The following is a 13402-nucleotide window of genomic DNA, read 5'->3' as shown; positions in this document are numbered from 1 at the left end:
GCATCGGCGGGTGCCGGGCGCAGCCCGGCCCCGTCTCAGAAACCCAGCGGGGCGTCGCCCAGCACCGGCTGAAGCTGGCTGCGGAACAGCGCCTGGATGCGTTCCAGTGCCGCCTCGTCGTTGCCTTCGAAACGCAGCACCAGCACCGGCGTGGTGTTGGAGGCACGCACCAGGCCCCAGCCATCGGGAAAATCCACGCGCAGGCCGTCGATGGTCGACAGGCGGCCGCCCACATACGGGTTGTCCGGCGACTGCGCCGCCGCCACCAGCATCGCCACCAGCGCATGCGGCGTGCCTTCGGCCACCGGCACCTTCAGTTCCGGCGTGGCCACCCTCTCCGGCAGCTCGGCCAGCACCTCGTCCGGGGTTTCCTCGCGCTGGGCCAGGATCTCCAGCAGGCGTGCGGCCGCATACAGGCCATCGTCGAAGCCGAACCAGCGTTCCTTGAAGAAGAAGTGGCCACTCATCTCGCCGGCCAGTTCCGCATCGGTCTCGCGCATCTTCGCCTTCATCAGCGAGTGCCCGGTCTTCCACATCAACGGGCTGCCGCCATTGCGCAGCACGTGGTCGGACAGCGTGCCGGTGCACTTCACATCGTAGATCACCATCGCACCCGGATTGCGCATCAGCACATCGGCGGCGAACAGCATCAGCAGGCGGTCGGCATAGATGATCTTCCCTTCACCGGTGACCACACCCAGGCGGTCGCCGTCGCCATCAAAGGCGACGCCCAGGTCGGCACCGAAGCGCTTGACGGTCTGCACCAGGTCTTCCAGGTTGGCCGGTTCGCTGGGGTCGGGATGATGGTTGGGGAACGTACCGTCGACATCGCAGTACAGCGGAATGACGTCGGCACCGATCGCCTCCAGCAGCTGCGGCGCAAGTGCACCGGCCACACCGTTGCCGGCATCGGCCACGACCTTCAGCGGACGGTCCAGCTGCACGTCATCGGCAATGCGCTGGATGTAGTCCGCGCTGACATCGCGCTGCTGGTAGTCACCCGGTTCGGCCGCCTGCACCAGGCGCCCTTCGACAATGCGCTGGTAGAGATCGGTGATCGCATCGCCAGACAACGTCTCGCCGCCGATGACCACCTTGAAGCCGTTGTACTCGGGCGGATTGTGGCTGCCGGTGACCGCCACGCAGGTGCCGGTACGCAGGTGGAAAGCCGCGTAGTACACCACCGGGGTCGGCGCCAGGCCGATGTCGATCACCGCGCAACCGGCGCGGCGCAGGCCTTCGGCCAGGCCCGCCGCCAGCTCCGGGCCGGACAGGCGGCCATCACGGCCGATCACCACCTCGCGCAGCCCCTGTTCCAGCGCCACGGTGCCGATGGCCTGGCCGATCAGCGCGGCGGACTTCGGCGTCAGTTCGCTACCGGTCACGCCACGGATGTCGTAGGCACGGAAGATCCCGGCCGCCAGCTCCTCGGCTGGCACCGGCGGCGGCGGCGGCGGCGGCGCGCTTTGCTCGCTGGCGACGGTGGCCACTGGTGGCGGCGCCATCTGCAGGCTCTCACTCAAGGTCGGGCCATGATCGGCCTCGGCCACAGCGGCGCGGCGCGGCAACGGCAGGGTCTTCGGCAGGCGGCCACGACCGACCACCAGCAGCACGGCAATGAAGGCCAGCAGCAGGGCGACGATGGCGCTGGCCAGCGAACCCAGGCCCAGTGGGCCGGCTTCGACGTTGGGTACGGCGGCCACCAGTCGCAGCGGCGTGCCGGCGACCGGTCGTGCCAGCGCCTCGGCGCTTTCGGCCAGACTGGCATCGCCCTGGGCAACAAGGTCATGCGTGCCCTGGCGCAGGCCAAGGAAGCCCGAGGACGGCGCACTCACCTGGTCCAGCGGCGAGGTCAGGCGCAGCAACGGCTGGCGCACATACAGCACTGCCGGACCAAGGCTGCCCAGCTGCACGGCCGCGGCCAGACCAAGGCGGTTGCCACCGCCATCGCGGACCACGCGCAGGCTGGGCCTGCTGTCGGCCAACGCAGCTTCCAGCAGCGCCAGCCGGGCATAGCCGAAGGTGACAGGGTCGGCATAGGCATTGGCCAGATCGGCGGGCAGCACTTCGGCATGTTCGACCCCGGTCCAGCTCTCGCGCACCGCCAATGCCGCTGCGGCAGCGTCGCCGGCCTGCAGTGCCTGCTGCACGCGTTCGTTCTTCAACTGCTGCTGCAGCTGCTTCAGCTGGCCGGCAGCGGCCTCCTGCAGCCCCTGCACGGCCTGGTCACGCGCTTCTTCCAGTGCCTGGCCATCGGCTTCCTGCCGCCACTGCTGCACCGCGCTCCATCCGAACCAGCCGGCGAGCAGGACCAGCAGCACCCCCAGTAGTGGCGCACTACGTCCCAACGACCGTTCCCGCTGCCCTTCCCCGATGCCGCTCATCAATGCCCCCCGTCAACGCACCCCGGTATGGCCGAATCCACCCGTTCCCCGCACGCTGTCGGTGAAAGTATCCACCACCTGCAGGCTGACGCGGGCAATCGGCACGACCACCAGCTGCGCGATGCGATCGCCCGGCTCGATGGTGAAGGCCTCGCGGCCACGGTTCCAGACGCTGATCAGCAACGGGCCCTGGTAATCGGCGTCGATCAGGCCGGTGCCGTTGCCGAGAACGATGCCGTGGCGGTGGCCCAGCCCGGAACGCGGCAGGATCACCGCGCACAGGTGCGGATCGGCGATATGGATGGCCAGGCCGCTGGGCACCAGCGCGGTGTCGCCTGGCTGCAGGGTCAGCGCGGAATCCAGCGCCGCGCGCAGGTCCATGCCGGCGCTGGCCTCGGTGGCGTAGGCGGGCAGCGGCCAGCTGTCACCGAAACGCGGATCGAGCAGCTTGACCTGCAGCGGTTGGGACGTGAAAGCCTGGGTCATGCCTGGAGTCTCCGCGCGATCAGCGCAAGCAGTTGTTCGGCCAGCTCGCGCTTGGAGGTGGCCGGGAATACCTGTTCACCGTCCTGCCAGAAGGCCGTGGCGGCGTTGTTGTCACTCTCGAAGCCACCGCCGCTGATACCGACCTGGTTGGCGATCACCAGATCCAGGCGCTTGTCGACCAGCTTGCCGCGCGCGTACTTCTCCACGTCGTGGGTTTCGGCGGCAAAGCCGACCACCAGCTTCAGCGACTGCGTCTGTGCAGCGACCTCGGCCAGGATATCGGGCGTGCGCACCAGCTCGATCACCAGCGACTGGCTCTCGGCGGTCTTCTTCAGCTTCTGCGGAGCCACTTGGCGCGGCGTGTAATCGGACACTGCGGCGGCACCGATATAGATGTCAGCCGGCAGCGACTTCAGCACAGCATCGCGCATCTGCGCGGCCGAGCGCACATCGACACGCTGCACGCCAGGCGGCGTCGGCAACTGTACCGGGCCGCTGACCAGCACCACCTGCGCGCCCATCGTGGCGGCCGCTGCGGCCAGGGCGAAGCCCATCTTGCCGCTGCTGCGGTTGCCGACATAGCGCACCGGATCGATGTCTTCATAGGTCGGGCCGGCACTGATCAGCAGGCGCAGGCCCTGCAGCGCGCGGGTTTCCGGCGCGGCGTCGGCCACCTGCGGGGCACCCACGGCAGCCAGCGCGGCGACGATGTCGGCCGGTTCGGCCAGACGGCCGGGACCGGATTCGCCTTCGGCCAGCGGGCCATCAACCGGTCCGATCACCTGCGCGCCGCGCTGGCGCAGCAGGGCGATGTTGGCCTGGGTGGCCGGGTGCAGCCACATGCGATGGTTCATCGCCGGGCAGACGGTCAGCGGCGCGGTGCTGGCCAGGCACAGGGTGCTGACCAGATCATCGGCGTGGCCCTGGGCCAGTCGTGCCAGCAGATCGGCGGTACCGGGGGCAACCACGATGCGGTCGGCCCAGCGGGCCAGCTCGATGTGGCCCATGGCCTGTTCGGCGGCACTGTCCCACAGCGTGGTGCGGGTCGGCTGCCCGGACAGGGCCTGGAAACTGAGCGGGGTGACGAACTGCTGGGCACCGGCGGTCATCGCCACCTGCACCTGGGCACCGGCGTCGCGAAGGCGCCGCACCAGCTCCAGGGCCTTGTAGGCCGCGATCCCGCCTCCGACGCACAACAGCAGTTTCTGACCTTCCAGCGCGCGGGGCGGCGCGGGGGAAGCGTTGGGGGAGTCAGCCACCTGGAATTCCTGTGCAAACGAGGGCGCTAGCTTACCCGATGGCCGGTAATGTCCCGGTGCAGAGCGCACATAGCGGGCGGCTATCAGCAGATGGAGTCCGGCTGCGTTGCGCCGCGCTTCTCCCGGTATCGATTTCGGACCTTTCCTATACCCCCATGGGCCCGGGCTTTTGCAGAATCAGGTCTTGGCTGCTGCATGTGCTGGCCAGTTCGACCTTCGAGGAGCCGCATGCATCCACGCATCATCATTGCCGACGACCACCCCGTGGTCCTGCATGGCGTCCGCATCGTGCTGCAGACCCACCTGATGGACATCGTCGGCAGTGCGCCTGACGGCGCCCAGCTGCTGGAGCTGGTGGACCAGCACGACTGCGATGCGGTGCTGACCGATCTGTCGATGCCGGGTACGGGTCCGGACGGCCTGGAACTGATCGATGCACTGCACACCCGCCACCCTGGCCTGCCGGTGGTGGTACTGACCGGCGCCCGCCATCCCGGGCTGCTGGACGGCCTGCTGCGCGAAGGCATCAGCGGCCTGGTGGACAAGTGCGCCGATTTCGCCGACCTGCCCCAGGCACTGAACGCCGCACTGGCCGGGCAGGTGTTCGTCTCCCAGCAGCTGCGCCACCACCTGCAGGCCCGCGACCTGCTGTTTCCACGCGAACCTGCGCCGCTGTCGGCGCGCGAGCAGGAAGTGCTGGATCTGCTGGCAGCCGGCCTCAACGTGAACGCAGTCGCCGAGCGCTGCGGGCGCAGCCCGAAGACGATCAGCCGACAGAAGGCCGAGGCCAAGCGCAAGCTGGGCCTGCAGAACAACCACGAGCTCTTCGACTACCTGCAGACCCGGCGCGGCTGAGGCATCCCCCCACCCCAGCACGCGGCGTGCCCTGATGGGAGCCGTCATCGGCACTGGCGATGATGCAGACATGCCCATCCACGACTGGCCCGAACAGGAACGTCCCCGCGAAAAGCTGATCGCCCGCGGGCCCACGGCACTTTCCGACGCCGAACTGCTGGCCCTGTTTCTCGGCTCCGGGTTCGGTGGCCGCGATGCCGTGCAGACCGCGCGTGACCTGCTGCAGGCGCACGGCCCATTGCGCGTGCTGCTCGACCGCCCCGCCGCCGAACTGGCCCGGCTGCCCGGGCTCGGCCCGGCACGCAGTTGCACGCTGGCGGCCGGGCTGGAACTGGCCCATCGCTATCTGGCGGCCGAGCTGGAGCATGGCGAGGCGGTCGGCAACAACCCGGCAGCCGTCGGCCGCTACCTGCAGCACCGACTGCGTGGCCAGGCCAGGGAAATCTTCATGGCCCTGTTCCTGGACAACCGCCACCGCCTGATCGCCTGCGAAGAGCTGTTCCAAGGCACCATCAACGCCGCCCCGGTCTACCCCCGCGAAGTGGTGCGGCGCGCCCTGCTGCACAACGCGGCAGCGGTGATCCTCAGCCACAACCACCCCTCCGGCGACCCGGAGCCTTCCGGTGCCGACACCCGCATCACCGATGAACTGCAGCAGGCGCTGGCGATGGTGGACGTGCGCCTGCTGGACCACTTCGTGGTCGGCGAGGGCCGCCCCGTTTCGTTTGCTGAACGAGGCCTGCTGGCCCAGGCCCAGCCGCGCCTGTTCGGCTGAGCGCGGCCCCGCCAGGGGCCACCGGTCGCCCTCACAGGCATCTACCGGTCAGCGTGGCTGCGGGTATCTGCGCTAAAATGGGCGATTCCGCCGCTCATTCTCACAGCAGGCCTCGTGAAAAATCTCCTCCGCGCCCTGATCAGCCAAGGCATCGAAGCCTTGCGCGCCAATGGCACCCTGCCCGCCGACTCCCTGCCGCCGGACTTCGTGGTCGAGCGCCCGAAGACCCGTGACCACGGCGACTTCGCCACCAACGCCGCGATGCTGCTGGCCAAGGCCGCGCGCAGCAATCCGCGTGCACTGGCACAGGCGCTGGTCGAGGCGCTGCCGCGCAGCGAGGACGTCAGCAAGGTCGAGATCGCCGGCCCCGGCTTCATCAACTTCCACCTGGCCCCGGCTGCGTACCAGCGTGAAGCCGCTTCGGTCATCAAGGAAGCCCACGACTACGGCCGCAACCTGTCCGGCAATGGCCGCACGGTGGGCGTGGAGTACGTCTCGGCCAACCCGACCGGCCCGCTGCATGTCGGCCATGGCCGCGCGGCGGCGATCGGCGACTGCGTGGCGCGCGTGCTCGATGCCAACGGCTGGAACGCCAAGCGCGAGTTCTACTACAACGACGCCGGCGTTCAGATCGAGAACCTGGCGCTGTCCACCCAGGCACGGATCAAGGGCATCGCGCCGGACCAGGACGGCTGGCCGGAAGGCGGCTACCGCGGTGAATACATCGCCGACGTCGCCCGTGCCTACATGGCCGGCGCCAGCGTCGACCTGGAAGGCAGCACCGTGGTTGGCGCCAAGGACCCGGACGACATGCAGGCGATCCGCCGCTTCGCCGTGGCCTACCTGCGCAACGAGCAGAACCTGGACCTGGCCGCGTTCGGCGTCGACTTCGACATCTATTTCCTGGAAAGCTCGCTGTACGCTGACGGCAAGGTCGCCGAGGCGGTGGCCAAGCTGCAGGCCTCGGGCCACACCTACGAGGAAGGCGGCGCGCTGTGGCTGCGCAGCACCGACTTCGGTGACGACAAGGACCGCGTGATGCGCAAGTCCGACGGCACCTTCACCTACTTCGTGCCGGACGTGGCCTACCACCTGTCCAAGTGGCAGCGTGGCTACGAGCGCGCGATCACCGAGCTGGGCGCCGACCACCACGGTTCGCTGGCCCGCGTTCGCGCCGGCCTGCAGGCGATGGAAGTGGGCATTCCGCAGGGCTGGCCGGAATACGTGCTGCACCAGATGGTGACCGTCATGCGCGGCGGCGAGGAAGTGAAGCTGTCCAAGCGTGCCGGCAGCTACTTCACCCTGCGCGACCTGATCGAGGAAGCGGGCCGCGATGCGACCCGCTGGTTCCTGATTGCGCGCAAGCCCGATTCGCAGCTGACCTTCGACATCGATCTGGCCCGCCAGCAGAGCAACGACAACCCGGTGTTCTACGTGCAGTACGCGCATGCCCGCGTCTGCAGCCTGCTGCGCCAGGCGCAGGAGAAGGGCCTGGTGTACGACCAGGGCAACGGTCTGGGCAACCTCGGCCGCCTTGCCGACGACGCCTCGATGCTGCTGATGAACGAGATCTCGCGCTACCCGGAAGTCGTGGAAGCTGCTGGCGTGGCACTGGAACCGCATCTGGTGGCGCAGTACCTGCGTGAATTGGCGCATGCCTTCCACACGTGGTATCACGGGACGCCGGTACTGGTGGACGACGCCGCCGATCGCAACGCCAAGCTGACACTGGCCTGCGCGGCGCGCCAGGTACTGGCCAACGGCCTCGAACTCCTGGGCGTCAGCGCCCCGGAAAAAATGTAAGCATCAGGAGACGCAGTACACATGGCAGCACGACGCGGCAAAAGCCAGGCACGACGCAACAGCGGCAGCCAGGGCACACCCGGATGGGTGTGGCTGGTGGCCGGTGTAGCGATCGCGGCCGTGGTGTTCCTGGCGGCGCCGAACCTGTTCAAGGGCGAAGGCGATGGCTTCCTGCGCGCCGGTCCGCAGCCGAATCCGAACGCACAGCCGGCCCCGGTCGCTGATGCCGACAGCGATGTCGGCACCCAGCCGGCCGCGCAGCCGGCCACGCCGAAGCCGGCCGAACCGGAAAAGCCGGCCGCCACCCAGTACGACTTCTATACCCTGCTGCCGGGCAAGGAAGTCGAGATGTCCGACGCCGAACTGGCCGCCAGCGCACGTGCCGAAGATCAGCGCCGAGCCAAGGCCGAAGCATCACGCGCGCAGGCTGCGCTGGAAGGCAAGCCGGTTCCGCCGGCGGCAGCCACCACGCCGACGGCTACGGCCAGCGTGGCCAGCACCGCGCCGGTGACTGCCACCAGCCGTCCGCTGCCAGCGCCACTGAGCGAGCGCCCGGCCGCGGCGACGCCGCCGGCCAGCACGCCGGCAGCCTCGACCAGCGCTGCCGCCGCGGCCCAGCCGCCGCGCACGGAACCCGCACCGGCGGCCAGCACTGCGGTCGCTGCCGCACCGGCCACTGACAACGCCCGCTACATCCTGCAGGCCGGTGCCTTCGGTGCCTCTGGCGATGCCGAGGCAACCAAGGCCAAGCTGGCGATGATGGGCCTGGCGGCGCGCGTGGAATCGGCGCAGATCAACGGCAAGACCGTGTACCGGGTGCGCATGGGGCCGTATGGCAGCGCCGGCGAGTTGTCCGAAGCCAAGCAGAAGCTGGATGGCACCGGCCTGCAGGCGATGGCGATCAAGGCGCAGTAAATGAGAAAGCCGGGCAATGCCCGGCTTTTCTGCTTTTGTAGAGTTGAGGCATGCTCGACGCTACAAACGACCGTCAGCCCTCGCGGGCCACCTGGAAGCCGGCAAACGACTGGCTGACCGGCATCAGTTCCAGGCGATTGATGTTCAGGTGCGGCGGCAGCGTGGCCACCCAGAAGATCTGCTCGGCGATGTCCTCGGCGGTCATCGGGTTGGCACCGCTGTACAGCTTGTCCGAGGCGTTCTGGTCGCCGTGGGTGCGCACCACGGTGAACTCGGTTTCGGCCATGCCCGGCTCGATCGTGGTCACGCGCACCCCGGTGCCGTGCAGGTCCGAGCGCAGGCCCAGCGAGAACTGGCTGACGAAGGCCTTGGTACCACCATAGGCGTTGCCACCGGGATAGGGGTAGACACCCGCCACCGACGAGATGTTGATGATCGCGCCCTTGCGCTCCACCAGCTGCGGCAGCAGGCGATGGGTCAAGGTGACCAGCGCGGTGATGTTGGTGTCGATCATCGTGGTCCAGTCCGACAGCTTGGCGCCCTGTGCCGGCGCGGTTCCCTGCGCCAGGCCTGCGTTGTTGACCAGCAGATCGATCTCACCGAACGCCGGCGGCAGCGCCAGCAGGGCCGCTTCCATCGCGACCGCATCGCGGATGTCGAAGGCGGCGGCATGCACCACGTCCTTGCCGTATCGGTCGACCAGTGGCTGCAGGCGCTCGCCACGACGGCCGGTGGCGATCACCCTCCAGCCCGCCTGGGCGAAGCGGTGGACAGCGGCGGCGCCGAAGCCGGACGTGGTGCCGGTAATCAGGACGGTGCGGGTCATCAGGCAACTCCAGGGGAAGAAAAAGCAGACCCCCATTCTGGCACCGTCGGCCCGCCCCTGCGTTGCCGATACCGGCTGACCACGCCCGCAGCGGGCGCGGCTCAGCGCACGCGGAATACCCGGGCCTTGGGCAGGTCTTCATCGACCTGCAGGAACCAGCGCCCTGCGATGCCAGGAATCACGGCGATCTGCGGCGACTGCAGAACCTTGCGCAGCTTCATCTGCCCCTTCATCACCTGCCATTGCTGGCCGTTGTCGAGCGTGAACAGCGTGCCCGGCTGCCAACCACTCACTTCACCCACCACGTGGGCGTTGACCGGCCCCTCTTCCAGGCCCAGGTGCATCGCCGCCGGCGCCGGCACGTTGGCCGGCAACGCGGCGGGCGCGTTGGCCACTGCCGTGGCGGGCGAAGCGCTTTCGGCCTCGCGCAGCACCCGGTTCAGCACCTGCAACTGCGCCGGGCTGAGCCCGACCTCGGCCAGCTGGCGCGCACTGAGGCGCTGTTCGACGGGCACGAATCGATCCTGGGCGAATGTGGCAAAGCTGCTGGTGAACAGCACTGCGGAAAGCAGGTACCGGCGCATGGAAAGGCCTCAGCGGAAGTGCGGCCACGATGCTGCAGTTCGATGACAGCCCGGTGACACGCGATGGGCCGGTACAATGGGCCATGATCAACAACGATGTCCTGCGCAGCGTGCGCTACTCCCTGGACCTGGGTGACCACCACGTGGTGACCCTGTGCCAGATGGCCGACCCGGCCTTCGCCGTGGATGCCGAACAGGTGAAGGCCTGGCTGCGTCGCGAGGATGAGGCCGGTTTCGAGGCGATGAGCGACAGTGCGCTGGCGCACTTCCTGGACGGCCTGATCGTGCACCTGCGCGGTCGTGATGAGAGCCAGCCGCAGCGCGCGGTGGAAACCCGCATCGACAACAACCTGGTGCTGAAGAAGCTGCGTGTGGCGTTCCAGCTGCGTGACGTGGACCTGATGGAGATCTTCGCCAGCGCCGGCTTCAACGTCTCCAAGTCGGAGGTCGGCGCACTGTTCCGCCAGCCCGGCCACGCCAACTACCGACGCTGCCTGGACCAGATGCTGCGCAACTTCCTCAAAGGCCTGAGCCTGCGCCTGCGCGGCTGAGTACGGCCTCCACGAACGCCCGTGCGGCGGGCGTCGGCAACCGTTGCCAGACCAGGTGCACGCGGCGGGTCGGGGTCGGCTGCAGCGGAATCCGCACCACGCCTTCGAAGCCTTCGGCGATCAGTGCCGGCACGATGCCGACCGCCAGCCCATGGCGGACGAAGCGCTCGACCAGTTCCATCAGATTGACCTCGAAGCGCACCGTATGCGGCAGGCCGGCGGCGGCGAACGCATCGTCGGTCTGCCGGCGCGCACCGGTGCCGCGCGGGAAGTCGACCAGCGCCTCGTCCTGCAATTCGGTCAATGGCAGCCGTTTGCGCCGCGCCAACCGGTGCGACGGGGCCAGTACCGCCACCAGGTCTTCTTCCTGCAGCATCCTGTGACAGACCCCGTCCAGCGCCGCAGAAGGCGCCAGCCCCACCAGCGCCACGTCCAGTCCGCGCGACTGCACCTGTGTGATCAGGTCCTCGCTCTTGTCCACCCGCAACTGGAATTCCACCTGCGGATGCACCTGCTGGAAGGCGGCCAGCATCGCCACCACGTCAATGCCGGTCAGCGAGGAAATCTGCCCTATCGCCAGCAGCCCGCGCACCTCGCCGCTCACCGCCGCCACGTCGGCGCGGAGGTGGCGCAGGCTGGCCAGTACCTGCCGCGCATGCACCAGCATGGCCTCACCGGCAGCGGTCGCCCGCACCTGGCGCGGCAGGCGTTCAAACAGCGGTGTGCCCAGATCCTGCTCCAGTGCGGCGATCTGGTGGCTGAGTGCTGACTGCACCACGTGGCAACGCTCTGCGGCACGGGTGAAATTGCCCTCCTCGGCAAGGGCAACGGCAAACTCGAGCTGCTTGAGGTTCACCCGACTATCTCATTTTAAGATGGCAGGGATTATGATGATTCATTTCCATCATCACTGCAGCAGGCGGACACTGTACGACCCGCATCGTGGACTGCAGCGTGAACCCCTCCCTTCCCCCTTTGCACCGCTGGCAGGTGCTGTTGATGTCGATCGCTACCGGCGTGGCGGTGGCCAGCAACTACTATGCGCAGCCACTGCTGCACACCATCGCCGATGCCTTCGGCGTGCCGTTCGGCCAGGTTGGCATGGTGGTCACCGCCGCGCAGCTGAGCTACGCCGCCGGGCTGATCCTGCTGGTACCACTGGGTGACCTGTTCGAGCGCCGCCGCCTGATCGTGGTGATGAGCCTGCTGTCGGCCGGCGGCCTGGTGATCAGCGCCTGCGCGCCGTCGCTGACCTGGCTGCTGGTGGGCACCGCGATCACCGGCCTGTTCTCGGTGGTGGCCCAGGTGCTGGTGCCGTTCGCGGCCACGTTGGCTGCCCCCGAGCATCGCGGCCGCGTGGTCGGTACGTTGATGAGTGGCCTGCTGCTGGGCATCCTGCTGGCACGCACCGTGGCTGGCCTGCTGTCCAGCCTGGGCGACTGGCGCCTGGTGTACGCGATCGCGGCCGGCACCCTGGTGGTGACCGCACTGGCGCTGCAGCGCGGCCTGCCGCGTTTCCACCACAGCGCCGGCCTCGGCTACTTCGCACTGCTGCGCTCGATCGGCGTGCTGTTCGTGCAGGAACCGGTGCTGCGCCAGCGCACCCTGCTGGGCGCCTGCAGCTTCGCCATGTTCGCGATCTTCTGGACACCGCTCGCGTTCCTGCTGGCGCAGCCGCCGTACGCCTACAGCGACGCCACCATCGGCCTGTTCGGCCTGGTGGGCGCGGCCGGCACGCTGGCGGCCGGCCTGGCCGGGCGCATGTCCGACCGTGGCCAGACCGGTCGCGCCACCGCCATCGCACTGCTGCTGTTGCTGCTGTCGTGGCTGCCGCTGGGGCTGTCGGCGCACTCGCTGCTGGCACTACTGGTGGGCGTGGTGGTGCTGGACCTGGCCGCGCAGCTGCTGCACGTCAGCAACCAGAACCTGATCTATGCACTGCAACCGGCAGCGCGGAACCGCCTCAATGCCGGCTACATGACCGGCTACTTCATCGGCGGTTCGCTGGGTTCGCTGCTGTCGGCACAGGTCTACCAGCGCTTCGGCTGGACCGGCGTGTGCATGGCCGGCGCTGCGGTGGCCGTCCTGGCGCTGCTGCTGTGGCTGCCCGGCGCGCTGCGTGCACGCCAGGCGTCGATGGCCGATTAGAAGCTGCCCTGCAACGCCAGCTCCCATCGCCCACCGGCGTTGCCGGGGAACAGGCGCTTGGCTGCGTTGTCCGTGTCGTGAACGGTGGCACGCAGTTCCCATGCCGGGGTCAGCGAGGCGACGGCACTGAGCTGGCCATGCAGGTAGTCGGGGCCCTGCGCGGTGGCCAGCCAGTACTGGCCGACCGCCGCTTCCAGGCGGAACCGTTCGTGCAGCGGCACCCGCACGCCCAGCTGGGCATAGGTACCGCGATGGCCGCCGGCCAATGCATCGTTGGAATGCGCGACCTGCAGCCAGGCGCGCTGCTTCCAGGTCAGCGTGGTGTTGAGTTCGGTCCAGTCCAGCGCGCGGCCGGTGCCTGGATACAGGTAGCGGGTCAGGTTGGCATCCAGCGTCCAGTCCGTGGCCAGCGCGCCCGACCAGCCGGCAACCAGATCGAATTCGCTGCGCGCGCCGTTGTCCGGCTTGAACGAAACATTGGAACCCCACACGCTGGCATACCAGCCCGATGCCGCCGCCACCTTCGCGCCCGCCTGCACGGCCGGGTCGCCATCGCTCTGCGAGCTGCCACGCCACACGTAATCGCTGGTCAACGCCATGCTGCCGCTCACCTGCGCCTGTGCCTGCGCGCTGCCGATGCCGAGCAGGCCTGCGAGCGCGGCCACCACCGCCGCCATTGTCCCCTTGCTGTTCACTGCACTGTTTTCCTCGTCGAAGGCGGTCACGCCGCCGGGACGGCAGTGTCGAGGGCGGGGCCGTAACGGATCGAGGGCGTAGCCCGGCCTGCGGCGCAAATTCGGCGTAAATCCTTCGGAT

The 13402-nt window shown here is 68.6% G+C and carries 13 protein-coding genes; 6 read left to right on the top strand and 7 right to left on the bottom strand.

All coding sequences use genetic code 11. From position 1 onward, the window contains the following. Positions 1 to 35: 35 nt before the first annotated feature. From D7Y61_RS22650 to coaBC, 3 genes are read right to left on the bottom strand one after another with little or no spacing between them, the layout of a single operon-like run. Positions 36 to 2384: a phosphomannomutase/phosphoglucomutase gene (locus D7Y61_RS22650; protein WP_258010398.1), complete on the bottom strand. Its 2349-nt coding sequence runs from the start codon at positions 2382 to 2384 to the stop codon at positions 36 to 38. A gap of 12 nt (positions 2385 to 2396) precedes the next feature. Next, positions 2397 to 2870, bottom strand: a complete 474-nt coding sequence (dut, locus tag D7Y61_RS16065) for a dUTP diphosphatase (RefSeq protein WP_180867701.1) — start codon at positions 2868 to 2870, stop codon at positions 2397 to 2399. Then, on the bottom strand, positions 2867 to 4129 hold the full coding sequence (coaBC, locus tag D7Y61_RS16060) for a bifunctional phosphopantothenoylcysteine decarboxylase/phosphopantothenate--cysteine ligase CoaBC (protein WP_180867700.1): 1263 nt from the start codon (positions 4127 to 4129) through the stop codon (positions 2867 to 2869). Before coaBC ends, dut begins: the two co-directional genes overlap by 4 nt. 228 nt (positions 4130 to 4357) lie before the next feature. On the opposite strand from coaBC, the gene D7Y61_RS16055 reads away from it, so the two are divergent. From D7Y61_RS16055 to D7Y61_RS16040, 4 genes are all read left to right on the top strand, one after another. Continuing rightward, positions 4358 to 4984, top strand: coding sequence for a response regulator transcription factor (locus D7Y61_RS16055; protein WP_180867698.1), 627 nt, complete (start codon positions 4358 to 4360; stop codon positions 4982 to 4984). A gap of 70 nt (positions 4985 to 5054) precedes the next feature. Continuing rightward, entirely contained in the window at positions 5055 to 5759 is a 705-nt protein-coding gene (gene radC / locus D7Y61_RS16050) for a RadC family protein (RefSeq protein ID WP_180867696.1), read from the top strand. Between the two features lie 114 nt (positions 5760 to 5873). Next, the gene (argS, locus tag D7Y61_RS16045) at positions 5874 to 7562 is read left to right on the top strand and encodes an arginine--tRNA ligase (RefSeq protein WP_180867695.1); all 1689 of its coding nucleotides are present in this window, start codon (positions 5874 to 5876) and stop codon (positions 7560 to 7562) included. 21 nt (positions 7563 to 7583) lie between these two features. Next, entirely contained in the window at positions 7584 to 8477 is an 894-nt protein-coding gene (locus D7Y61_RS16040; protein ID WP_180867693.1) for an SPOR domain-containing protein, read from the top strand. Between the two features lie 73 nt (positions 8478 to 8550). On the opposite strand, the gene D7Y61_RS16035 is transcribed toward D7Y61_RS16040, so the two are convergent. Both D7Y61_RS16035 and D7Y61_RS16030 read right to left on the bottom strand, forming a co-directional pair. After that, positions 8551 to 9303, bottom strand: a complete 753-nt coding sequence (locus tag D7Y61_RS16035; RefSeq protein WP_180867691.1) for an SDR family NAD(P)-dependent oxidoreductase — start codon at positions 9301 to 9303, stop codon at positions 8551 to 8553. A gap of 101 nt (positions 9304 to 9404) precedes the next feature. After that, positions 9405 to 9887 carry a hypothetical protein gene (locus D7Y61_RS16030; RefSeq protein ID WP_180867690.1) on the bottom strand — a complete coding sequence of 161 codons (483 nt, stop codon included), beginning with the start codon at positions 9885 to 9887 and terminating at the stop codon, positions 9405 to 9407. 83 nt (positions 9888 to 9970) lie between these two features. Between D7Y61_RS16030 and D7Y61_RS16025 the strand changes: the two genes are divergently transcribed. Further along, complete coding sequence (locus D7Y61_RS16025) at positions 9971 to 10438, top strand: DUF1456 family protein (protein ID WP_111205138.1); 468 nt, start codon at positions 9971 to 9973, stop codon at positions 10436 to 10438. Here D7Y61_RS16025 and D7Y61_RS16020 read toward each other — a convergent pair. Continuing rightward, positions 10407 to 11294, bottom strand: coding sequence for a LysR substrate-binding domain-containing protein (locus tag D7Y61_RS16020; protein ID WP_180867688.1), 888 nt, complete (start codon positions 11292 to 11294; stop codon positions 10407 to 10409). The genes D7Y61_RS16025 and D7Y61_RS16020 overlap by 32 nt on opposite strands. 143 nt (positions 11295 to 11437) lie before the next feature. Between D7Y61_RS16020 and D7Y61_RS16015 the strand changes: the two genes are divergently transcribed. After that, entirely contained in the window at positions 11438 to 12586 is a 1149-nt protein-coding gene (locus tag D7Y61_RS16015; protein ID WP_219627978.1) for an MFS transporter, read from the top strand. On the opposite strand, the gene D7Y61_RS16010 is transcribed toward D7Y61_RS16015, so the two are convergent. Beyond that, positions 12583 to 13281 carry a TorF family putative porin gene (locus D7Y61_RS16010; protein WP_180867729.1) on the bottom strand — a complete coding sequence of 233 codons (699 nt, stop codon included), beginning with the start codon at positions 13279 to 13281 and terminating at the stop codon, positions 12583 to 12585. The genes D7Y61_RS16015 and D7Y61_RS16010 overlap by 4 nt on opposite strands. Positions 13282 to 13402 lie beyond the last annotated feature (121 nt).

Source organism: Stenotrophomonas maltophilia, assembly GCF_013464485.1.
Lineage (GTDB): Bacteria > Pseudomonadota > Gammaproteobacteria > Xanthomonadales > Xanthomonadaceae > Stenotrophomonas > Stenotrophomonas maltophilia_AW.
Note: the sequence above shows the minus strand (reverse complement) of the source record. Positions and strands in the feature narration are given on the sequence as shown.